Here is a 22,971-nt window from a genome sequence, read left to right as displayed (position 1 = left end):
GCCCCTCCCGAGGAGAGAGGAAGGACCCGATGGGACGCATGCGTCGCATGGGCTTGCCCCTGCTCGCAGTCGCGGCCGGTCTCGCGCTGCCCGCCACCGCGCTGGCAGACGAGTGCTCGCTGCTCACTGACGGTGGCAGCTTCGCCACCAACGCGCAGCTGCTCGACTACGCCGAGCAGCTGGAGGAGTTCGGACCGCGCCCGACCGGCTCGGCCGCGCACACCGAGTACATCGACTGGCTCGAGGACGAGATCTCGGCGGTGCCCGGGATCACGACCTCCGAGCTGTCCTACGAGATCGACCGCTGGGACTCCGGCACGACGTCGCTGACGGTCGGCTCGACGAGCCTTCCGGTCGCCGGCGCGGTGCCGTTCACCGCCGCCACGCCGAGCGGCGGGGCGAGAGCGGAGTACGTCTACCTGCCGTCGGGCACGAACATCACCGCCGCCAACTCGGCCGGCAAGATCGTCGTGCGCGACCTGCCGTGGAACAACGCGCCGTACCTGCTGTTCTACCCGCCGCTGCTCGGCTGGTCGGTCTACGACCCGGGCCTGACGATCAACATGCTCGGCTCCGACTCGACCGAGATCCTGGCGCAGGCCGGCGTCGACGCGGCCGCCGCCAGAACGGCCGGCGCCGCCGCCGTGCTGATGGTCAGCCAGCTGCCGCACAGCCAGATCGCGGGCACGTACGCGCCGTACGAGGGGCTGCCGATCGGCGTTCCCGCCGCCTTCCTCGGCGTCGACGAGGGCACGGCGCTGAAGGCCGCGATCGCCAGAGGCGGCGCGACCGGCACGTTCGTCTCCGAGGTCAGATGGACGCCGGCCAGAACGCGCACCGTGCTGGCGACGCTGAGAGGCGGCAGCGATCGCAAGATCGTCGTCACCTCGCACACCGACGGCATGAACCCCGTCTGGGACAACGGCCCGCTGTCGATCCTCGCGCAGGCGAGATACCTCGCATCGCTGCCGATCGAGTGCCGTCCGAAGACGATCCAGTTCGCCTTCACGACCGCCCACCTCTACCAGCACCTGACCGGGCCCGACAGACGCGAGGGCGGTGCCGGCCAGTACGCCGCGCAGCTCGACAGAGAGTACGACGAGGGCAGAGTCGCGGCCGTGATCGTGCTGGAGCACCTCGGCGCGCGCCGCTACGACGCCGTCGGGCGCGGTGGCAGCCTGCCGGGCAAGCAGCTCGTCGCGGACAGATCGCTCAACGAGCTGCTGCTGCTGCCGGTGACCGATTCCAACGCGATGCGCAGCCTGGTGAGAGCGCGGATCGAGGCGCGCGACGTGCGCCGCACCGCGATGGTGAAGGGGCTCAGCGCCGCCGACCTGGCGACAGTCCCGCACCATTGCTCGTTCGGCGGCGAGGGCACGCCGTACGTCCAGCACCTGCTGCCGACGATCTCGCCGATCGCCGCGCCGAAGATGCTGTTCACGCCGCAGTTCGGCGTCGAGGCGCTCGACATCGACCTGATGCGGCGGGCGACGCTCGCCTTCACCGACGTCGTGCTCGGGCTCGGCCCGATGTCGCAGTCCGACATCGCCGGCGACTTCACGTTCATGCGCGACCAGCGCGCGAGAGGAGCGAGAACATGCGTCTGAGGACGCGCAGCGCCGTGATCGCGGGGGTCGCCGCGGCGGCCCTCGCGGCGGGGGCGGCGAGCGCCGCGGCAGCTCCGCCGCCGTTCATTCCCATCGAACTCCAGACGATCCCGCTGCCGGCCGGCTACGCCGCCTCGACGCCGATCTGGACGCAGGACGGCAGACACCTGATCTTCTCCTCCGGAGGTCAGCTGCACGTGGTCAACGAGGACGGCACCGGGCTGAGATGCATCAGCTGCGGGCTCTCCAACGACCCCAGAATCGTGCCGGCTGCGCAGGAGGCGTTCAAGGACGTCTTCCCCGACGGCAGACGCGTGATGTGGGGTGACTTCGAGCGCGCCTTCGTGCTCGAATGCGCGCCGAGCGTGCTGCAGTGCGACTCCAAGACGCTGCTGCCGGTCGACGTCAGCGGCGAGAGAGGGACCGGCATCCCGGGCCTGCTCGACCCGCTGATCCTCGGCTCCGGCGTCTGGCATCTGTCGCCCGACGGCGAGCACATCGGCTGGACCGCCAGCCGCCTCGACACACGCCCGATGCTCGTCGCGAGACTGGAGCGCAGAACCGACAGATACGTCGCCACCAACATCAAGACGGTCAACCCGCCCGGGCCGAGAAACGGCCTCGACAGCAACCCGGTCGGCTGGACCAACGGCGGCGCGCTCTACGAGCTGAAGGGCTTCACCGACGGCGGCGCCTCGGTCACGTACGTGACGAGCCAGTTCGAGGGCAACCCCGACCTCTACAAGACGAACCTCGCGACCGGCCAGGTGACGCGCCTGACCGGCCATCCCGACTGGGACGAGGACGGCGGCGACTCGCCCGACGGCGAGCTGATGCTGCTGCACTCCGACCGCGGCATGCACCGCGTCGACGCGGCCGGCCTGCTGCCGCGGCGCTCGTTCGTCGACTACCCGATCTCGGTCAACGCCGCGATCTACTACGTCGGCCACGACGAGGGCTTCCAGTGCGACCTGCAGCCGTGGCTGCTGCCGGCCAGCGGCGACGGCTCCGGCAGACTGCTCGGCCAGCCGCTGGCGCCGTACGAGGGCGGCGACCTGCATCCGCAGAACAACGTCCCCGGCCGCGGCGCGTGGAACCCGACCAGCACGAAGGTCGCGCTGACGGAGATGTCGTACACGACCAACCTCGGCTCCAACCGCCTGCTGGTCGCGGCGCTCAAGCGCAGAGCGACGACGCCGCTGCCGGTCGTCTCCTCGGCGGTCGGGTCGTGGGCGAGAGCGCCCGGCGACTACAAGGGCACGATCGACTCAAACGCCCTGCTGGTGACCGTCAACGGCCTCCACTCCGGCCGCGCCTTCCTGACGCACTTCGGCACGATCGCCGCGGGCAACTGGTCGGTCACCTACGACAGATACTCCGACGACGGCCTCTCGTTCGTCAGCGGCACCGAGAGCATCGTCTCGCCGCTGCTGGCGCAGACGCCGGCGACCAACAGAGCCGATCTCGTCATCACCGGTGCGAGAACCGGCTACATGAGAGCCGATTACACGATCGGCCGCCTCGGTGGCAGACCGGTCGCCAGCGGCCATGTCGAGGCCGAGCTGGACGGCTACAGACTGTCGGGCGACATCCCGAGACTGGGCGCCTGTCCCGACAAGCTGCCGAGAACGGCGCCGCTGGAGCTGGAGGCGAGCGTCGCCGCCGGCAGCGGCGGCACGCGCGTCGTGACCGCCCACGTCGAGGCCGACAGCGACCCCGACGGCTACGCCGCCGGCAGCTTCGGCGACCGCCGTCCGGTCCAGGGCGCGGTCGTGACCGTCGGCGGCGTCAGCGCCGAGACCGACGCCAGAGGGGACGCCACCGTCGTCGTCCCGGCCGGCTCCAGCGGCCCGCTGGAGGTCGTCGCGACCGCCGGTGACACGTTCACCGCCGACAGAACCGAGGTGCAGTGATGAAGGCGATGCGGATGCTGGCGACGGCGCTCGTGGCGCTGGTCGCGCTCGCGTGCGGGCTCTTCGGCGGTGCCGCCGTCGCGGCGCCGGTCGAGGCGAGATACCAGGCGACCGGCCCGTGGGCCGTCTCGACCGCGACCGTCAACGACGGCAGCGGCAGAGCGATCTTCCAGCTCTACTACCCGACGGCGCTCGGCTCCGGCGGCGTCAGACACCCGATCGTGACGTGGGGCAACGGCTCGCTGGCGACGCCGGCCGACTACCCGGGGCTGCTCAACCACCTCGCCTCGTGGGGGTACGCCGTCGTCGCCTCGACCAGCTCGACGACCGGCAAGGGGACCGAGGTGCTCGCCGGCGCGCAGTACCTGGTCGCCGCGGCCTCCGATCCCGCGAGCGTCTTCAACGGCAAGCTCGACACCGCGCACGTCGCGGCGGTCGGGCACTCGCAGGGCGCCGGCGGGGCGATCAACGCGACGACGAGATCGAGCGGGCTGATCACCTCGACCGCCGTCTGGGCGCTGCCCGCCGCGCTGTGGGTCAGCAGAGGCGACGAGTTCGACGTCTCGCAGCTGAGAGGTCCCGCCTTCTTCATGGGCGGGCAGTGGGACGTGCTGATCGCCGGCCCCTCGGTCGTCACCGGCTACTACAGAGCGGCCGGCGGCCCGGCCGCCGCGGCCGTGCTGAAGGGCGGCGACCACAACACGATCCAGAGAACGGGTGGCGGCACGCTCGGCTACCTGACGGCGTGGCTGAAGTACACGCTCGACGGCGACGCGACGGCGCGCACGGCGTTCGCCGGCAGCGCGCCGGAGCTGCTCACCAACACGCTCTGGCAGAACCAGGCGGTGCGCTCGCTGCCGTAGGGGGCGGGCGAGGTGACCCGCGGCCGCCGCTCCGGGGGGAGCGGCGGCCGCGACGCGCTCAGCGCGTCAGGGCTGCGGGATCACCCACAGCTTGCGGTTGGCGAAGCCGGCGGTCGAGCCGGGGCAGCCGCACGCGAACGCGTAACGCAGCTCGTAGGTGTGGGGCCCGGGCGTCGTCTGGAAGAGGACGGTGCTCGGGGCGCCGAACGAGAAGCAGATGAAGCCGTTGCCGGGCGTGCCGAACGTGCTCACGGTCGCGCCGTCGTTGTCGACGCCGAAGAGGAAGCCGTCGGGACCGCAGGTCGTGCCGATCGCCTGACCGTCGATCGGTTCGTCGTCCTCGAACAGCGAGACGGCGCCCGCGCCGTCGACGGTGGCGATCGAGTTGGCCGCGGCGGCGACCGCGATCGTGCCCGACTCCGGCACCGTGACCGTCACCTGCGGACCGCCGAGTCTGACCCAGGTCGTCGAGTCGGTCGTGATCTCGCCGGCGACGGAGGCGTATCTCGTCAGCGCCGGGCTGCTGCCGACCGGGCCGGCGGGGCCCTGTGGGCCGGTCGCGCCCTGCGACCCGGCGGGTCCCTGCGCGCCCTGCTGTCCGGCGGCGCCCTGCGAACCGTTCGCGCCGTTTCTGCCGGCCGGCCCGCGCGGCCCCGTCTTGCCGCGCGTGACCGCCGCTCTTCTGCAGACCTTCTTCTTCTTGCCTCTGACCTTCTTGACGACGCAGCGCTGCGTCGTCGATCTTCTCTTCGTTGCGGCGGCTGCCGGGCTCGTCGCGGAGCACGCGACGAGCACGGCGGCCAGCACGGCTGCGGCAGCTCGTTTCATGCCCCCTTCATCGGAGGCACGTGCAGCGAGCTTGAGCGCCTAACCGAACAGCGTGCGGTTTCGGCGTCAGCGCGACAGGCTGTAGTCCTTGCCGGCGAAGCAGTAGTCGAACTCGAAGCGGCCGGTGCCGAGCAGTGGCGAGGTGTCCTCGACGTTGAACTTGCCGGTGACGACGTCGCCGTTGATGCGGCCGTCGAACTTCAACTTGATGAAGCCGTAGCCTCTCGTCGCCTCGTAGGCGAAGCTGCCGTCGGCGGCGACCGTCGGGTCGGGGTCGTCGCCGAACATCCCGTACGAGACGTTCTTCTGCTTGCTCGACTTCGTGCAGTACGTCGTGATCGTGCCGCTGAAGCTGAGCACGCGGCCGTTCTCGACGACCATCACCTGTCCGTCGGGCGCTCTGTAGGTGCCGTCGAAGCCGGCGCCGCTTCTGCCGCCGCCCGTTCTGCCGCCGTCGTTGCCAGGTCTCGTCGGCGTGCCTCTTCTCGGTGCCGGGCCGAGCTTCGCGGTCACGGTCGCTCTCGTCGTGCGCGCCTTGCCGCTCGGTCCTCTCAGCGTCAGCGTCGCCGACAGCTTCAGCGACCGCTTCTTCGCCAGCGTGCGCGCCGCCGGCTTCGACAGCTTCACCGTCAGCGAGCGGTTGCCGCGCGCGGTCAGCGAGACCTTCGCGGAGCCGGCCTTCCTGCTTCCCTGCTTGAGCGTCAGGCTGCCCTTCAGCGCGACGTCGTAGGGGTTGGCGAGCGCGATCGTGACGACGCCCTTCTTCGTCGCCGCGGCGCTGCCGGCGAGCTTCAGCGTCGGGCCCGCTCTCGGCGGCTCGACGCGCGGCGCCTGCGTTCTCTCCTCGCCCTGGCCCGGGGGCGTCACCGGCGGGCCGGGCGGCGCCGGCGGCGGCGGGGGCGGCGGGGGCGGCGTCACCACGCCGCCGTCGGGGTCCTGCGTCTCGTCGCCGAGACCGTCGCCGTCGCGATCGGGCTCGATGTCGGCCTGGTAGAGCCAGTAGGCCTCCGAGCTCTCCGACGGCGCGCGCGTCTCGCCGTCGGCCAGCGGCGGCGTCCAGGTGAGCGCGATGTCGGAGCCGAGGCCGATCGGGTTCAGCTCACGCGACAGCCCCGCGCCGCCGAGCAGGTCGACGGCGAGCACGTCGCCGGCCTGGACCGGCAGCTGGGCGAGGTACTCGGCGCTGCCGGCGGTCGTCGGCAGCGACTCCGTCGCGGTCGTGCCGCCGCCGACGCGGCGCAGCCGCGCCTGGCCGCCCTCGCCGTGGACGCGCCAGCGCACGACGACGCCGCGCTCGCTCACGCGCTGGTCGATGTTCGAGAGGCGGTCCTGCGCGATCGTGCAGGCGGCCGCGGGCGCGCAGCCGATCAGCGGCGTGGTGGGGATCGCGATGGCGGGGCTTGCCCCGATCGTCGTCGCGGCGGACGCGGAGGCGGGAAGCAGGAGCGGTGCGGCGAGCACGGCCCCGAGCAGTCTGAGACGGGACATCGGCCGACGGTACGGCGCGCTCCGCCATCCGGCATGGGGGAACTCCCTCCTCCTCTTCCTGTAACCCCAGGGTTGCGCCTCGTCCTGGTGATGTGTAACCTGCGGGTGACACTACGACGGTGGAGGTTCACCATGACGGCAGATCGGATCGAACGCGACGTGCTGATCGACGCACCCGTCGAGCGCGTCTGGGAGCTGCTGACCGAGGCCGAGCACGTCGGCCGCTGGTTCGGCGACGCCGGCGCCGAGATCGACCTGCGCCCCGGCGGCGAGATCCTCTTCCGCTGGAGCGAGCACGGTGACGCGCGCGGACGGGTCGAGGTCGTCGAGCGGCCCCACCGCTTCGCCTACACGTGGGCGCCGTTCGGGCCGAGAGGAGCGGGGATCGAGCCCGAGGCTCCCGCGCCGGGCAACTCGACGCTCGTCGAGTTCACGCTCGCCGCCGAGGGCGGCAGCACGCGACTGAGCGTGGTCGAGAGCGGTTTCGCCGCGCTCGACGGCGACGCCGAGACGGTCGCCGGGCACCTCGCCGGCAACACGCGCGGCTGGCCGCTGGAGCTGGCCGACCTGGTCGCCTACGCGGCGGGAACGCCGGCGTCGCGATGAGCGCCGCCGCCGTCGCCCCCGATCCGGCGCCGGAGGTCTTCGCCGCGCTCGCCGACCCGACCCGCTGGCGGCTGCTCGGCACGCTCGCCGAGCAGGGGGAGGGCACGGCGACGACGCTCGCGGCGCAGCTGCCGGTCAGCCGCCCCGCGGTCATCAAGCACCTCGTCGTGCTCGACAGAGCGGGGCTGGTGCAGCGGCGGCGAGCGGGCCGCGAGGTGCGCTACCGCGTCGAGCCGCAGCGGCTCGACGCGACGGCGCGGCGGATGGCCGACCTCGCCGCCGCCTGGGACCGTCGCCTCGACGCGATCAAGCGGCTGGCCGAGGAGGTCTGAGCCGCTGCAAGTCCGCGTGCGGCGGTCGCGCGCGCGGGGGCGGCTGGGTACGCTCCCGCGCGCTCCGCCCGCCGAATCGCTCACCGAAGGGACCTGATGACTCGCGCTTCCGCACGCCCAGCTCGTGCGACGCTCGCCGCTGCGCTGACGCTGCTCGCCGGCCCCGCCGCCGCGACCGCCGTCGCCGCGCCGGTCGTCAACCCGAGCTTCGAGCGCACGTCGGCGACGAGCAGCGAGTTCACCAGCCAGAACGATCCGCTGCCGATCAAGGGCTGGGAGTTCTGGGATCCCGAGCGGCTGATCGCGCCGGTCGGCGACCCCGCCAGCGGGCTGGCGACCGTGCTCGGCGCCTGGCGGCCGACCGCCACCGCCTACCCGGGCGGCCTGCCGGCCGGCGGCGCGGTCGCCTTCCTCTACGCCGCGGCCGGTGCCGGCAACGGCGAGCTGGGCCTGCGCCAGCAGACGCGCACCCGGCTGACCGCCGGCGTCCGCTACCTGCTGCGCGTGCAGATCGGCAACCCGCGCGCCGGCGCCCATCGCGGCTTCGCCGTCAGCGGCTTCCCCGGCTATCGCGTCGAGCTGCGCGCCGGCGGCCGGCTGCTCGCGCACGAGCAGGATCGCATCCAGCCGGCCGAGGGCCTGTTCGTCGAGACCGGCGTCGCCTACAGCGCGACCGCCGACGATCGCGCGCTCGGCCAGCCGATCGAGATCCGCCTCGTCAACCGCAACGCGCGCGCCGGCGCCGAGGTCGACTTCGACGACGTGCGCCTGCAGACCGCGCGCGCCAACGGCGGCGGTGCGTCGCTCGGCTCCAGCGGCGTCGCGGGCGTCGTGCAGAGCGGCGGCGGCAGCGGCGGCGCCTCCAGCGGCGGTGCCGGCGGTGCGCCGACGAGCGCCGCTCCGACGACCGGCAACGGCGGGGCGGCTCCGGCCGAAGACGTCGATCCGGCGACCGAGCAACTCGCCGGCGGCGGCTCGGGCGGCGGCGCCGCAGCGCCGCCGCAGTAGCGCGACCTAGTGCGCGAGCACCGGCTCCGCGTGCGGGTCGAGCTCCTTCACGCCGCTGGTCATCAGCAGCGCGGAGAGGATCGTGCCGAGCGCGAAGATGCCGGCCGACCACCAGAACGCGGTCGTGTAGCCGTGCACGGCGGCGGCCTCGGCCGCCTGCGGGCCGTTGTCGGCGATGTAGCCGCTGACGGCGCTGGCGAACAGCGTCGAGAGCAGCGCGGTGCCGATCGAGCCGCCGACCTGCTGCGTCGTGTTGACCATCGCCGAGGCGATCCCGGCCTCGGTCTTGGCGACGCCGACGGTCGCGATGCTCATCCCCGGCGCGAAGACGAGGCCGAGGCCGAGACCCATCAGCACCAGCGGCGGCAGCACGTGCGTGGCGTAGCTGGAGTCGACGCCGACCTGCGCCAGCCACGCCATCGCGATCGCCGACATCGCCATGCCGGGCACGACGAGCGCCTTGTGGCCGAAGCGCGGCATCAGCTTGGCCGTCGCCATCGTCGCGGTCAGCATGATCGCGAAGCTCAACGGCAGGAAGGCGAGGCCGGTCTCGACCGGTGAGAAGCCGAGCGTCTGCTGCAGGTAGTACGTCAGGAACAGGAAGACGCCGAACATGCCGGCACCGGTGATGCCCATCGCGATGTAGGCGCCGCCGCGGTCGCGGTCCTTGACGACGTGCAGCGGCAGCAGCGGGTTGGCGACGCGCGTCTGCAGCGCGACGAAGGCGCCGAGCAGCACGACGGCGGCGACGAGGAAGCCGATCGTGATCCCCGCGCCCCAGCCGTCGCTCTCGGCCTTCGCGAAACCGAAGACGAGCGCGAACAGACCGAGGCCGGAGGTCAGCGTGCCGGGTATGTCGATCCGCGGCTTGTCGGGGTGGGCCTGCTCGTGCAGCAGCGCGAGGCCGCCGAGCGCGGCCGGGATCGCGAACAGCAGGTTGACGTAGAGGCACCAGCGCCACGACAGGTACTCGGTCAGGACGCCGCCGAGCAGCAGGCCGATCGCGGCGCCGGAGCCGGCGATCGCGCCGAAGACGCCGAACGCTCTGCCGCGCTCGGCCGGATCGGTGAAGGTGGTGGTCAGCAGCGACAGCGCGGCCGGCGCCAGCAGCGCGCCGAAGGCGCCCTGGAGCGCGCGGGCGAAGACGAGCATGCCGAAGCTCTGCGCGGCGCCGCCGAGGGCGGAGGCGACGGCGAAGCCGATCAGGCCGACGACGAAGACGCGCTTGCGGCCGATCAGGTCGCCGATGCGGCCGCCGAGCAGCAGGAGAGAACCGAACGCGAGCGCGTAGGCGGTCACGACCCACTGGCGGTTGGCGTCGCTGAAGCCGAGCGCCTCCTGGGCGGAGGGCAGCGCGATGTTCACGATCGTCGCGTCGAGCACGACCATCAGCTGCGCGATCCCGATCACGGCGAGGATCAGCCAGCGGCGCGCGTGGTGCGGGTCGGAGGTGGTGGTGTGAGAGGAGGACATCGGGCCTTTCAAAGAAGCGGAGGAACTATCTCGACTTCTCAACGGTAGCAGCTAAGCGGAGAAGCTTCCTCCGCATTCGCTACAGTCCGACCATGAGCAGAGCCCGCGACGCTTCCGCCGAGCCGCAGCCGAAGCCGCTGCGCAAGGACGCCGAGCGCAACCTGCGGCGGATCCTCGACGCCGCCAGAGAGGTCTTCGCCACGCGCGGCCTCGGCGCCACGATGGACGATGTCGCCCATCACGCCGGCGTCGGCGTCGGCACTGTCTACCGCCGCTTCGCCAACAAGGAGGAGCTGATCGACGCGCTGTTCGAGGACCGCATCGCGGCGCTCGCGCAGCTGGCGCGCGACGGCCTCGCCCACGACGACCCGTGGCTGGGGCTCGTCTCCTTCATGGAGCGGGCGCTCGTCGCGCAGGCCGACGACAGGGGCCTCAAAGAGCTGCTGTTCGACACCGCCCACGGTCAGCAGCGCGTCTCGCACGCTCGTGAGCAGATGGCGCCGGTCGTCACCGAGCTGTTCGAGCGGGCGCGCGCCGCCGGCTGCCTGCGCGACGACGTCGAGGGGCCGGACATGCCGCTGCTGCAGCTGATGCTCGGCACCGTCGTCGACTTCTCGCGCGAGGTCTCGCCGCAGCTGTGGCGGCGCTACCTGACGATCGTGCTCGACGGCCTGCGCGCCCGCCGCGACGACGCCGCGCCGCTGCCGGTGCCGGCGCTCGACGAGCCGCAACTCGACGCCGCGATGGGCGCCTGGAAGACCTCGTTGCGCTGAGCGCGCCTCTTCCGAAGGTCAGAGGCCGGCCGGACCTCTTGGCGTGGTGGATTCGCCGCGTCGTGCCTACCGTCGGCCGATGCCCACGCTCCGTCAGTCGCTCGGCAGCGGCGTGGCCGGCCTCGCCGCCGCCCTGCTGCTCGCCGCCCCCGCCCACGCCGCGATCGAACACTCGACCGTCCACGGCTCGCCGGGCCCCGACCGCTTCTCTGTCAGAGCGAGCTTCGACGCGGCGATCGCGATTGCCGACCTCGTCGAGGGCGGCCCCTTCTCCGCCTCCGGCGGCTGCGTGCAGGACTCGTTCACGCGCGCCTACTGCGCGACGGGCCCGAACGGACTGCGGCTCGAGCTGGGGGCAGGCGACGACCGCTTCGAGGTCGCCGCTGCGGCCGCGGGCGCTCCCAGCCCCTCCTACGCGATCACGGTCGACGGCGGCGCCGGCGTCGACCGGATCGCCGGCGGTCTCGGCGACGATCTGATCGAGGCGCGCGACGGCGAGGTCGACACGGTCGACTGTGGGCCGGGCGCCGACCGCGTCGTCGCCGACACGGCGGATGTCGTCGCAGCAGACTGCGAGACGGTCGAGCGGCCGGTCGTGGTGAGAGAGCCCGAGCCGCAGCCACCGGTCGGCGGCGAAACGCCGACGCCGCCGGCACTGGTGCCGCCGGGGCCGCCGACGCAGAGCACGCCGCCGCCGGCGCCGGCCGCGAAGGTCGTCCTGAGCCTCGCCGGCAGAGCGCCGAAGCTCGCCGTCGCGCTCAGACGCGGCCTGCCGGTGACCGTCCGCGGCGCCAGCGGCACGGTGCGCCTGCGCGCGACGATCACGGCGAAGACCGCGCGCGGCGCCGGCCTCGGCCGCAAGCCGCTCGTCGTCGCCAGCGCCCGCCTGACCGCCCGCGGCGGCAGAGCGGCGACCGTGCGGCTGCGCTTCACGAAGGCGGCACGCACCCGGCTCGCGAAGCTGCGCACGCTGCCGCTGACGCTCACCGCCGGCGGCGGGGTGAGCGCGAAGGTCGTGTTGAAGCGCTGACCTACGCGTCCCCGGTCACGCCCGCCAGCAGGTCGGGCGCGGCCGTGCGGACCTCGTCGGCGGCCTTGTCGTCGGGCTGCTCCTGCGAGCGCCGCTCGGCCTCGACGCGCGCGACGTAGGCGTCGACCTCGCGTCTGACCTCCGCTCTGTCCCAGCCGAGCACGTCGCCCATCAGCTCGGCTGCCTTCAACGCCGTCTCAGTGCCGCGGTGGAAGGTCTCGATCGAGATCCGCGTGCGCCGCGCGAGCACGTCGTCGAGGTGGCGCGCGCCCTCGTGCGAGGCGGAGTGGACGACCTCGACCGCGAGGTAGTCGTCGGCGCCGGGCAGCGGCTCGGCCAGCTCCGGCTGCGCTCTGACGAGGTCGAGCAGCTCCTCGATGCGCGCGCCGTAGCGGTTGAGCAGGTGCTCGATCCGCGCGATGTGCAGGCCGCTCTCCTGCGCCAGCCGGTGGCGGCCGTTCCACAGCGCCCAGTAGCCCTCGGCGCCGAGCAGTTCGGTGCGGTGGGTCGCCGACGGCGGGACGGAGCGCTCGATCCCGCGCGCGGCGGCGTCGATCGCGTCCTTCGCCATCACGCGGTAGGTCGTGTACTTGCCGCCCGCGACCGCGACCAGCCCCGGCACCGGCACCGCGACGCTGTGCTCGCGGCTGAGCTTCGAGGTCGACTCCGACTCGCCCGAGAGGAGCGGCCGCAGGCCGGCGTAGACGCCCTCCACGTCGGCGTGCGTGAGCGGCTGCGAGAGCACCTTGTTGGCGTGCTCCAGCACGTAGTCGATGTCGGTGCGGCTGGCGGCCGGGTGCGCCTTGCTCAGCTCCCAGTCGGTGTCGGTCGTGCCGACGATCCAGTGGCGGCCCCACGGGATCACGAACAGGACCGACTTCTCCGTTCTGAGGATCAGGCCGGTGTCGAGCTGGATGCGGTCTCTCGGGACGACGAGGTGGATCCCCTTCGAGGCGCGCACTCTGAACTTGCCGCGCTCGCCGACGAGGTGCTGGAGGTCGTCGGTCCAGACGCCGGTCGAGTTGACGACCTGCTGGGCGCGCACCTCGATCTCGCGGCCGCTGACGACGTCGCGCACGCGCACGCCGGTGACGCGCTCGCCCTCGCGCAGGAAGCCGACGACCGGCGCGTTGTTGGCGACGGCGGCGCCGTAGTGGGCGGCGGTGCGCGCGACCGTCAGCGTGTGGCGCGCGTCGTCGACTCTGCCGTCGTAGTACTGGATCCCGCCGATCAGCACGTCGGGCTTCAGCCCCGGCGCGATTCGCAGCGCCTGGCGCTTGGTCAGGTGGCGGTGTCTCGGCACGCCGTCGTGGCCGGCCAGCTCGTCGTAGAGGACCATGCCGGCGCCGACGTAGCCGCGCTCCCACACGTGATGCTCGAGCGGGTAGAGGAACGGCACCGGCTTGACGAGGTGCGGCGCCAGCGTGTTGAGCAGCAGGCTGCGCTCTCTGAGCGCCTCGCGCACCAGTCTGAAGTCGAGCTGCTCGAGGTAGCGCAGGCCGCCGTGGATCAGCTTGCTGGAACGGCTGGAGGTGCCCGAGGCGAAGTCGCGCGCCTCAACGAGCGCGACCGACAGCCCGCGCGAGGCGGCGTCGAGCGCCGAGCCGGTGCCGACGACGCCGCCGCCGATCACGACCACCTCGAAGGTCTCGTTCGCCATCCGCTGCAGGGCGGCGTCGCGCTGCTGGGGGTTGAGGATGCTGAGGTCGATCACGGTCGCTCGTCTCGGAGGGGGTCTCTGTCCAAGGTACCCATGCCGGATGCCGCGATCACGTCTCGGCGGCGAGCGCTATGGCCCGTGTGCACAGACTCACAGAGGCCGCTTCCGACCGCCGGTCCGAACTTGTGATGGAGGTTTTGCGCAAAAGCTGAACGCGGGCTAAACACACGGTCCCTCCGTCCGAAAGGCAACCCTTGCGCAGGATCTCCCTCACGCCGTCGCGCTGGCTCGCGGCCGCGACCGGCGCGCTCGCGGCGCTGGCGCTGTCCGCCTCCGCGGCCTCCGCCGGCGGCACCGCGGCCGACCCGCTGGCGGCCGGTCCCCACCCGACGAAGAAGATCGACTACGAGGCCGGCAACCTGCTGCTGACGCTGGCCGACGGCATCAGCACGACGCAGGTGCCGATGCGCGGCTCGATCACGTACGCCGACGACGTCGACTTCGCGAAGATCGTCGTCTTCGTGCACGGCCGCCATGCGGCCTGCATCGGCACGCCGACGCCGGGCAGACTGATCTGCGACGACGTGACCGATCCCGACGGGACGCCGACGCAGACCGACGTGCGCTCCTACGGCGGCTACGACTACATGGCGCGCAACCTCGCCAGCCACGGCTACACCGTCCTCTCGGTCGAGGCCAACACGACCAACTTCGACAACAACTGGAGAGACGGCGGCGCCGGCGCGCGCTCGCAGATCATCCAGGCGAACCTCGAGCTGCTGTGGCGCTGGAACAACGGCGCCGGTCCGTACGTCCCGGGCGAGCCCGACCACACCGTCGGCACCAAGCTCGTCGGCAGACTGAACTTCGCCGAGGGCATCGGCCTGATGGGCCACTCGCGCGGCGGCGACGCCGTCACCGACTTCATCGGCTACACGCGCAACATCAGACAGCCGAGAAGCGGCTTCCAGCGCTTCTCGCTGGCGGGCGTGCTCGCGCTCGCGCCGGTCAACTACAGCGCGTACAAGATGCCGTACGGGACCAACTACGGCGTGCTGCTGCCGGCCTGCGACGGCGACGTCTCGACGCTCCAGGGCGCGCGCTTCTTCGAGAACGCGAAGTACCCGACCGACAACGCCGGCCAGTCGACGGACACGTTCGCGAAGGTGCAGTGGTACGTGCAGGGCACCAACCACAACTTCTTCAACACCGTCTGGACGCAGGACGACTTCTCGCGCACCGACGACCCGGCCTGCTCGCGTGGCGTCGACACGTCGGCGCGCCTGACGCCGGCCGACCAGCGCCGCGTCGGCGCGGCGCTGATGAACGCCTTCATGCGCCGCTACGTCGGCAACGAGAAGGCGTTCGACCCGATCATGACGGGCGAGGTCACGCTGCCCGAGACCGCTGCCCCGCAGGAGAGCGGCAAGGGTCTCGGCGAGACGGTCAAGACCTCCTACGTCGCTCCGCTGGGCAAGCGCCTCGACGTGCTGAGACCGAAGTCGATCCCGGATCCGCAGCCCGATCCGCTCGTCGCCCCGCCGACGCCGTTCGACAGTTCGCTGACGACGACGACCGCCGGTGGCGGCTGGATCGACGCGAGAGGGCTGACGACCTTCCAGGTCTGCAACCCGAACGACATCGCATGGCGCCAGGGCCCGACGTACCCGACCAGCTACCCGCTCTGCCCCGAGGGCGCGCTCAACCGCTCCAAGGGCAACCAGTTCACGATCGCCTGGAACGGCCCGGCGACGCTCGAGGCGTCGCTGGCGCGCTTCGCGGCGCCGACCGACGTGTCGAGATTCGGCGTGCTCGACCTGCGCGCCGGCGTCAACCGCAACGATCCGCGCAACCCCGGCGGCGACGGCTACACGCCGGACAAGGTCACGCAGGACTTCACGATCACGCTGAAGGACGCCGCCGGCAACAGAGCGACGACGAGAGCGGCGCGCTGGAGCACGGCGCTGGAGCCGTCGATCGGGACCGCCTTCCAGCACGTCGTGCTGAACGGCATCCGCATCCCGCTGACGGTCTTCGCCGGCGTCGACCTGACGAAGGTGACGACGGTCGAGCTCGGCTTCGGCCGCCGCACGCCGACGGGCTCGATCCAGCTCGCCGACGTGATGTTCCAGGAGGCGCCGACCGGCCGCGCCGTCTCGCCCGACGGCGAGGACTACGGCAGCGACGTCGAAGAGGTCGTCCCCGCGCCCGACGGCCCGCCGTCGACGCCGCCCGGCCCGATCGTCGACCCGCCGAAGGTGGCGGTGTCGGCGACGGCGAAGGAGGTCTGCCTCGACACCAGCAAGCCGCTCGTGAGCGTCAAGAAGGTCGCGACCTCGCGCAAGCAGCTCGTGATCGCGGGCAGCGCCTCCGACAGCGGCTGCGCGGAGGCCAAGGGCGCCGCCGCGGGCGGCGTCGAGCGCACGCTCGTGCAGGTGTTCAGACTGGCCAGCGCCAGAAAGGCCCGCTTCGTGACGGCGCGCGGCAAGCTCAGCAAGCCGCTCCCGCTCGCCGAGGGCATCGCGATCTCGGCGAAGGGCACCGGCGCCTGGAGCGTCGCCGTCCCGAAGGCGAAGCTGCCGAAGGGCGCCTACCGCGTCCGCGTCTCGACGATCGACCGCTCCGGCAACCTGAAGCAGCTGCCGGTCCGGCTCGTGAAGGTGAAGTAGCAGCGCGTTCGCACCGCCGGCCCGCCGCGCGCGGGCCGGCGGGGCGCTGCTCTCCTCAGCCCTCGCGCTCCAGCACGACGATCGGGATCGGCCGGTCGGTCTTCTTCTGGTACTCGTCGTAGTCGGGCCACGCGGCCGTCATGACCGGCCACAGCTCGGCTCTCTCGGCGTCGGTCGCGTCGCGCGCGCGGGCGTTGAATCTGTCGCCCTCGATCTGCACGCCGACGAGCGGATCGGCCTCGAGGTTGAGGTACCAGGCCGGCGGCTTGGGATCGCCACCTCTGGAGGCGACGATCAGCACGTCGTCGCCGTTGCGCTGGTAGATCAGCGGCGTTCTGCGCGACTCGCCCGATCTGCGCCCTCTCGTCGTCAGGATCAGCGCCGTCGTGCCCTGCCACTCGTGGCCCTCGGCGCCATCGGTCTGCTCGTAGCGCTCGACGTGCTCCTTGCCAAACAACATGTCCGTTCCTCCTCGTCTGTGTCGTCAGCCTCCGTTGTACCCGGTCGCGGGATCTCTCGGGGGTGTCCCTGATGCATCCGCGCCCCGCGCCCCCGACAGTGGGCTCATGGACCGCAACCGCTTCCGCGCGCGCCGGCTGCCGGCGCGCCGCGCACTCGCCCTGACCGCCGCGCTCGCGGCCGGTGCCGGCGCTGGCGTCTCCTCGACCGCCGCCGCCGCTCCTGTCCCCGCCGCCGTCGCGCCGCCAGGCGCGCGCGCCGCCGCCGCCTGTCTCACCGGCGACTTCGCCAGATTCGCCGTCGTCAGAGCCGGCGCTGTGCGGTTGCTGCACGCCAGAGGCGATGCGGCCGGCGCGCGGACCGCGAGAGCGCTCGCGCCCGAGGTCGGCACGAAGATCTACCCGAGATTCCTCAGACTGCTCGGCCGCAGACCGCCGTCGGACGCGCGCGAGCGCTGCTTCCACGGACCGGACGGAGCGCTCGACGTCTACGTCACCGAGGCCGACAGAGTCGGGCCGATGAGAGTGCCGGCGCGCGCGGCCGCCTTCGTGCATCCGTATGACCCCGAGCGCAACTGCGCGCCCGGCGAGCCGGTCTTCGCCGTCGTGCGGCCCGGGGTGCGCCCGGCCGTGCTCGCGCACGAGATCTTCCACGCCTTCCAGGCCGCCTTCAGAACGAAGGAGCGCTGCATCAACTACTCCGAGTGGTCGGAGGCGTCGGCGACGTGGGCCGGCGACTGGATCTACCCGCGCGACGACGTCGAGCACGACCACAGAGGCGCGCTCGAGCAACCCGAGCTGCCCGTGCACTTCTGGGGCTACGCGACGTGGGTCTTCCCGCGCTACCTGACGGAGAAGTTCGGCACCGGCGTGATCCGCAGAATCGAGCAGGCGAAGGCGCGCTGGGGCGACAGCGTCCACATCGACAAGGCGATTCCGGGCGGGCTGCGCGCGCGCTTCCCGGAGTTCGGCCTCTACGCCTGGAACAGCGACCCGCTGCCGAGAGGCCTCGGCCCCTCCTTCCGCGCCTGGGACCGGATCGACCATGCGCCGAGAGCGAGAACCACCGCGCTGAAGCTCGCCGGCGCCAGACGCGCGAGCGCGCCGGTCCCGGTCAGATCGTTGCGGATCCTCTCGCGCGAGTACCGCCGCATCACGATCCCCGACGCCGCTGTCAGACGCGTCACCTTCGTCAACCCGGCGGCGGCGACGCCGAACTTCCACGTGCGCGCGCTCGTGCGGCGCGGCGACGGCACGTGGAGAGCGGAGAACTGGGACGGCCGCGCGACCGTCGAGTTCTGCCGCGAGGACCCGGCCGAGGACGTGCGCGAGATCGTGCTCGAATACGCCAACTCGACGCTCGACAACAAGCGCCGCGTCACCGCCGCGACCCGCTTCGACGTCGAGGACTCGTGCGCGCTGCGCTACAGAGTGCTGGCGGTCAGAATCGCCACCTCGACGACGGCGAGCGCGAGCGACACGCTCTGCGGCACGCAGGCCGGCTCGATCCAGTTCGACGGCGTCGGCGGCCCGCTCCCGTTCGACGGCAGAAGCGTGCTGGCGCCGGTCCGCGGCAGCGTCGAGGGCGAGATCGAGGGACGCGCGCCGGCGACCTGGCACGGCCACCACGTCGAGGGCTGCAGATCGGAGGACAGCGGGCGCGTGCGCTGCGTGCTCGACCTGCCCGACCGCAAGGTCGGCGGCGACGGCCTGTGGCCGGTCTCCTTCGCCGTCAGCGGCGGCTGGAACGACCCCGAGTGGGAGCTGCGCTGGGCGCTCCCGGACCCGGCCGTCGGCTACGTCGACGCCAGCGACGACGCGTGCAACGTCTACGTCTGGGGCGGCTTCATGAACGGCGAGAACGTGCGCAGAGAGGCGCGGGCGACCTTCCTGCGCACCGACCCGGTCACGCTCACCTTCACGGGCAGCGGCAGACCGGGCTTCGTCGTCAACAACCCCGACGCGACGATCGGCTACACGTGGTCGCTGTCGCTGACCTTCCAGCGGGTCGACGGGAACGGGCAGCCGCTGGCGTGAGCGCGGTGGGCGGCCGGTCAGCCGGCCGCCCACGCCTCCGCGAGCGTTCTGCGGATCCGCTTGGAGGAGATCTGGCCGTGCACCCCGACCGCCTGCGCGAAATGGCTCATGCGCAGCTCCTCCAGCTGCCACTGGACCTCGAACAGCGCCGGCGGGAAGGGGCGGCCGGGCGGCCATGACTCGCGCCGCTGGCGGACGGCCTCCTCCAGCTCGTGGACGGCCTTCATGCGGTCGGCGTCGGCGGCGCGGTGGTCGGGCACACGCTCCAGGCGGTAGACGGCGCCGCGCAGGTAGCGCTCGACGTCGGGCAGCCGCTGCACGCCGGTGGCGGCGACGAAGCCGGAGTAGACGAGGCGGCCGAGCTGACGCGCGACGTCGAGCCGAACCGCCTCGAACTGTGGCGCCGACAGCGCGACGATGCGGTCCATCACCTGGCGCTGGAGGTCGAGGATCCGCGCGACCTGCTCGATCAGCGCGAGCGTGCGGTCGACGAGGTTGCCGGCGACGTGGTCGCGCAGCCGCGCGAAGGCGGCCGCGTCCCACGCCGGCCCGCCGGCCTCGGCGACGAGCGCGTCGCTGGCCGCGCTCAGCGCGTCGTCGAGCACCGCCGCGGCGCCGCCGGGCGCGGCCGCGAGCGTCAGCGCCGCCGATGCCGGCAGGCGCTGCTGGACGTGCTTCAGCGTCGCCGTCGGGATCGACAGCAGCAGCAGCCGGCGGGTGCCGGCGCGCATCGCGACCCACTGCTCGCCGACCGTGTCGAAGACCCTGACGCCGACGCTTCTCGGCCCTTCGTCGACGAGCGCCGGATAGGCCTTCGCCATCCCGCCGCTGCCGGGCAGCTCGACCGCTCTCGGCAGCGTCCCGAGTGTCCAGCTCGTCAGGCCCCTTCTCTCCAGCGACGAGCCGGCCGTTCTCGTCAGCTGCGCCTGCAGCCGCGGCCGCACACGCGCGCGCAGCGCCTCGAGGTCGTCGCCCTCGGCGACCAGGCCGCCCTTCTCATCCTCGATCCGGAAGCGCATTCTCAGCCACGCCGGCAGCCGTGCGCGGTCGAAGTCGGCCGCCGCGACCCGCACGCCGCGCAGCCGCCCGATCAGCGCCGCGATCGTGTCGAGCAGCGGCGCTCTCGCGACATCCTCGGGCGTGACCGATCTGAGCACCTGCGCGGCCACGTCGGGGACCGGCACGAGCGGCCGCCGCAGCTCCTTCGGCAGCGAGCGGATCAGCGTCGTGATCAGCTCCAGCCGGAAGGCCGGCACGAGCCACTCGAAGCCCTGCTCGCGGAGGCCGGAGAGCGCGGCGAGCGGCACGTGCGCGGTGACGCCGTCGTGGTCGGCGCCGGGCTCGAAGTGGTAGGTCAACGGGAGCGCGAGCGAGCCCTGCGTCCAGCGCTCGGGCCGCGCCCGCTCGTCGAGGGCGCCCGCCGCCGCCTCGCTGTCGATCAGCAGCTCTCGCGTGAAGGTCAGCAGTCTCGGATCGCGCTGGCGGGTCTTCTTCCACCATCTGTCGAAGTGCGCGCCGGAGACGACCTCGGCCGGGATGCGGTTGTCGTAGAAGGCGAACAGGACCTCGTCGCCGGCGAGGATGTCGCGGCGGCGTGCTCTGTGCTCCAGCTCCTCCAGCTCGTCGATCAGCTGGCGGTTGTCGTGGAAGAAGTGGTGGCGCGTCTGCCAGTCCTCCTCGACCAGCGCGCGGCGGATGAACAGCTCGCGCGCGAGCGCGGGATCGAACTTCGCGTAGGAGACCGTCCGCCCGGCGACGATCGGCAGGCCGTAGAGCGTGACGCGCTCGGTCGCGACGACCTCAGAGCGCTTCTTCTCCCAGCGCGGCTCGGAGTGCGTCCGTCTGACGAGGTGCTCGGCAAGCGACTCGACCCACTCCGGCTCGATTCTCGCGACGACGCGCCCCCACAACCGCGAGGTCTCGACCAGCTCGGCCGCCATCACCCAGTTGGGCTGTCTGCGCGCTTGGCCGGAGCCGGGGAAGATCATGAATCTGGCGCCGCGCGCACCGAGGTACTCGCCGCGTCTTCTCGCGCTCCCCTCCTTCACGCCGACGTGCGAGAGCAAACCGGCCAAGAGCGCTCTGTGAATTTCGGTTGTCTCGGCCGGCTGCTGGTTGAGCGTCACGCCGACGCCTCTGGAGGCCTCGCGCAGCTGGCTGGCGAGGTCCTGCCACTCGCGCACACGCAGGTAGTGCAGGAACTCTCTCTTCAGCCGCTTGCGGAACTGCGAGTTCGACAGCTCTCTCTGCTGCTCCCTCAGATAGGTCCAGAGGTTGAGGAAGGCGCTGAAGTCGGAGTGGTCGTCTCTGAAGCGGGCGTGCTGCTGGTCGGCCTGTGCCTGCAGCTCGCTGGGGCGCTCGCGCGGGTCCTGGATCGACAGCGCGGCGGCGATCACGATCGCCTCGCTGGCGCAGCCGAGCCTGTCGGCCTCCAGCACCATGCGGCCGAGGCGCGGGTCGACCGGCAGCTGCGCGAGTTTGCGCCCGAGCGGCGTCAGCTCGCCCTCCTCCAGCGCCCCCAGCTCCTGCAGCAGCAGCACGCCGTCGCGCACCTGGCGTCTGTCGGGCGGCTCCAGGAACGGGAACTCCTCGATGCTGCCGAGCCCGAGCGCGGCCATCTGCAGGATCACGCTCGCGAGGTTGGTGCGCAGGATCTCCGGGTCGGTGAAGCGCGGCCGCGCGTCGAACTCGTCCTCGGAGTAGAGGCGGATGCAGATGCCGTCGGACTGGCGGCCGCAGCGGCCCTTGCGCTGGTCGGCCGAGGCCTGCGAGACCGGCTCGATCGGCAGCCGCTGGACCTTCAGCCGTGAGCTGTAGCGCGAGATGCGCGCGCTGCCGGGATCGACGACGTATCTGATCCCCGGCACCGTCAGCGAGGTCTCGGCGACGTTGGTCGCGAGCACGACGCGCTGCTTGGAGTGCGCTCTGAAGACGCGTTGCTGCTCGGCGGTCGCCAGCCGCGCGTACAGCGGCAGCACGTCGAGTCTGTCGCCGAAGCGGCCGCTGAGCGCGTCGGCGGTGTCGCGGATCTCGCGCTCGCCGGAGAGGAAGACGAGCACGTCGCCCTTGCTCTCGCGTCGCAGCTCCTGGACGGCGTCGCCGATCGCGTCGACCTGGTCGCGCTCGTCGGGCGCCGACGATCTGTCGCCGGCCTCGTCGGTGTCGTCGGCCGCGCTCGGCAGCGCCAACGGGCGGTAGCGCACCTCGACCGGATAGGTGCGGCCGGAGACCTCGACGATCGGCGCGCCGCCGAAGTGGTTGGAGAAGCGCTGCGGGTCGATCGTCGCCGAGGTGACGATCAGCTTCAGCTCCGGCCGCTTCGGCAGGATCCGCGTGATGCAGCCGAGCAGGAAGTCGATGTTGAGGCTGCGCTCGTGCGCCTCGTCGACGATGATCGTGTCGTAGCGGCGCAGCAGCGGATCGCGCTGGATCTGCGCCAGCAGCAGGCCGTCGGTGACGAGCCGCACGAGCGTGTTCTCGCTCGTGCGGTCGTTGAAGCGGACGGCGTAGCCGACGGCGTCGCCGAGCGGCACGTTCAGCTCCTCCGCGATCCGCTCCGCGACCGTGCGCGCGGCCAGCCGGCGCGGCTGCGTGTGCGCGATCGCGCCGCGCACGCCGCGGCCCAGCTCGAGGCAGATCTTCGGCAGCTGCGTCGTCTTGCCGGAGCCGGTCTCGCCCGCGACGACGACGACCTGGTTGTCGCGGATCGCCTCCAGCAGCTCCTCCTTGCGCGCGCTGACCGGCAGCTGCGGCGGGTAGGAGACCTGTGGCACGGCGGCGCGGCGCCGCTCGATCCGCGCCTCCGACTCCTCGACGTCAGCGGCGATCTTCAGCAGCTCGTCGCCGCGCGCCTCGTCGCCGTGGATTCCGCGCAGGCGATCGAAGCGCCGCCGGATGCGGTGCTCGTCGCGAAGCGTGAGGTCGGAGAGGCGCGCACGCAGCTCGGCGAGCGGCGCGTCGGGCGGGGACTGCGAGGCCACCTGCTCAGGATAGGGCTACCCCATTCGGCTCGGCCGTTCGTCCAGTGGGGGGGGCGAATCTCCACCACTTTGGTTGACAAGGCGGAGTCGCTTGCTATCTTCGGTCGCGGTCACGAGTGCCAGCGACAAGCCCCGGCTAGCTGGCCGGCAACCCTTCTCCATGTAGGGGTGCCCCGGGTGAGGACCAGGCCGCGCAGGCCGTCGTCTCAGGCGGATCTGCGGCAAGACGTGGACCTGATCTGTCGG

The 22,971-nt window shown here is 72.2% G+C and carries 16 protein-coding genes and 1 riboswitch; of the genes, 10 read left to right on the top strand and 6 right to left on the bottom strand.

Going from position 1 to position 22,971, the window contains the following annotated elements:
* The first annotated feature begins 47 nt into the window (after positions 1-47).
* From R7226_RS00260 to R7226_RS00250, 3 genes are read left to right on the top strand one after another with little or no spacing between them, the layout of a single operon-like run.
* The gene (locus tag R7226_RS00260) at positions 48-1,607 is read left to right on the top strand and encodes a zinc-binding metallopeptidase family protein (protein ID WP_318595006.1); all 1,560 of its coding nucleotides are present in this window, start codon (positions 48-50) and stop codon (positions 1,605-1,607) included.
* Positions 1,598-3,520, top strand: coding sequence for a TolB-like translocation protein (locus R7226_RS00255; protein ID WP_318595005.1), 1,923 nt, complete (start codon positions 1,598-1,600; stop codon positions 3,518-3,520). The genes R7226_RS00260 and R7226_RS00255 overlap by 10 nt, the downstream gene beginning before the upstream one ends.
* A complete protein-coding gene (locus R7226_RS00250; protein WP_318595004.1) occupies positions 3,520-4,383 on the top strand; it encodes a poly(ethylene terephthalate) hydrolase family protein in 864 nt (287 codons plus the stop codon). The genes R7226_RS00255 and R7226_RS00250 overlap by 1 nt, the downstream gene beginning before the upstream one ends.
* A 66-nt stretch (positions 4,384-4,449) precedes the next feature.
* On the opposite strand, the gene R7226_RS00245 is transcribed toward R7226_RS00250, so the two are convergent.
* Positions 4,450-5,211: a hypothetical protein gene (locus R7226_RS00245; protein ID WP_318595003.1), complete on the bottom strand. Its 762-nt coding sequence runs from the start codon at positions 5,209-5,211 to the stop codon at positions 4,450-4,452.
* Positions 5,212-5,277: 66 nt separating this feature from the next.
* The gene (locus tag R7226_RS00240) at positions 5,278-6,699 is read right to left on the bottom strand and encodes a hypothetical protein (protein WP_318595002.1); all 1,422 of its coding nucleotides are present in this window, start codon (positions 6,697-6,699) and stop codon (positions 5,278-5,280) included.
* A 132-nt stretch (positions 6,700-6,831) separates the two neighbouring features.
* On the opposite strand from R7226_RS00240, the gene R7226_RS00235 reads away from it, so the two are divergent.
* From R7226_RS00235 to R7226_RS00225, 3 genes are all read left to right on the top strand, one after another.
* Positions 6,832-7,305 carry an SRPBCC family protein gene (locus tag R7226_RS00235; protein WP_318595001.1) on the top strand — a complete coding sequence of 158 codons (474 nt, stop codon included), beginning with the start codon at positions 6,832-6,834 and terminating at the stop codon, positions 7,303-7,305.
* A complete protein-coding gene (locus tag R7226_RS00230; protein ID WP_318595000.1) occupies positions 7,302-7,637 on the top strand; it encodes an ArsR/SmtB family transcription factor in 336 nt (111 codons plus the stop codon). Before R7226_RS00235 ends, R7226_RS00230 begins: the two co-directional genes overlap by 4 nt.
* A gap of 96 nt (positions 7,638-7,733) precedes the next feature.
* Complete coding sequence (locus R7226_RS00225) at positions 7,734-8,645, top strand: hypothetical protein (protein WP_318594999.1); 912 nt, start codon at positions 7,734-7,736, stop codon at positions 8,643-8,645.
* 6 nt (positions 8,646-8,651) lie between these two features.
* On the opposite strand, the gene R7226_RS00220 is transcribed toward R7226_RS00225, so the two are convergent.
* Entirely contained in the window at positions 8,652-10,118 is a 1,467-nt protein-coding gene (locus R7226_RS00220) for an MFS transporter (protein WP_318594998.1), read from the bottom strand.
* 92 nt (positions 10,119-10,210) lie between these two features.
* On the opposite strand from R7226_RS00220, the gene R7226_RS00215 reads away from it, so the two are divergent.
* Both R7226_RS00215 and R7226_RS00210 read left to right on the top strand, forming a co-directional pair.
* Positions 10,211-10,891: a TetR/AcrR family transcriptional regulator gene (locus tag R7226_RS00215; protein ID WP_318594997.1), complete on the top strand. Its 681-nt coding sequence runs from the start codon at positions 10,211-10,213 to the stop codon at positions 10,889-10,891.
* Between the two features lie 79 nt (positions 10,892-10,970).
* On the top strand, positions 10,971-11,921 hold the full coding sequence (locus tag R7226_RS00210) for a hypothetical protein (protein WP_318594996.1): 951 nt from the start codon (positions 10,971-10,973) through the stop codon (positions 11,919-11,921).
* A 1-nt stretch (position 11,922) separates the two neighbouring features.
* Here R7226_RS00210 and R7226_RS00205 read toward each other — a convergent pair whose 3' ends face one another.
* Complete coding sequence (locus tag R7226_RS00205; protein ID WP_404827734.1) at positions 11,923-13,581, bottom strand: glycerol-3-phosphate dehydrogenase/oxidase; 1,659 nt, start codon at positions 13,579-13,581, stop codon at positions 11,923-11,925.
* 254 nt (positions 13,582-13,835) lie between these two features.
* Here R7226_RS00205 and R7226_RS00200 point away from each other — a divergent pair, with 254 nt between their 5' ends.
* Entirely contained in the window at positions 13,836-16,250 is a 2,415-nt protein-coding gene (locus R7226_RS00200) for an alpha/beta hydrolase (protein WP_318594994.1), read from the top strand.
* Between the two features lie 55 nt (positions 16,251-16,305).
* Here R7226_RS00200 and R7226_RS00195 read toward each other — a convergent pair whose 3' ends face one another.
* Positions 16,306-16,710 (bottom strand): nitroreductase family deazaflavin-dependent oxidoreductase, encoded by a 405-nt coding sequence (locus R7226_RS00195; protein ID WP_318594993.1) that lies wholly within the window; start codon positions 16,708-16,710, stop codon positions 16,306-16,308.
* Positions 16,711-16,816: 106 nt separating this feature from the next.
* On the opposite strand from R7226_RS00195, the gene R7226_RS00190 reads away from it, so the two are divergent.
* A complete protein-coding gene (locus tag R7226_RS00190; protein WP_318594992.1) occupies positions 16,817-18,745 on the top strand; it encodes a hypothetical protein in 1,929 nt (642 codons plus the stop codon).
* A gap of 17 nt (positions 18,746-18,762) precedes the next feature.
* On the opposite strand, the gene hrpA is transcribed toward R7226_RS00190, so the two are convergent.
* The gene (gene hrpA, locus R7226_RS00185; protein ID WP_318594991.1) at positions 18,763-22,725 is read right to left on the bottom strand and encodes an ATP-dependent RNA helicase HrpA; all 3,963 of its coding nucleotides are present in this window, start codon (positions 22,723-22,725) and stop codon (positions 18,763-18,765) included.
* Between the two features lie 108 nt (positions 22,726-22,833).
* Positions 22,834-22,959: riboswitch (SAM riboswitch) on the top strand.
* Positions 22,960-22,971: the final 12 nt, after the last annotated feature.

Origin of the sequence: Conexibacter stalactiti (genome assembly GCF_033542075.1) — a bacterium.
GTDB lineage: Bacteria > Actinomycetota > Thermoleophilia > Solirubrobacterales > Solirubrobacteraceae > Conexibacter > Conexibacter stalactiti.
The sequence above is the reverse complement of the archived record's forward strand: the minus strand, read 5'-3'. Positions and strand labels throughout refer to the sequence as shown.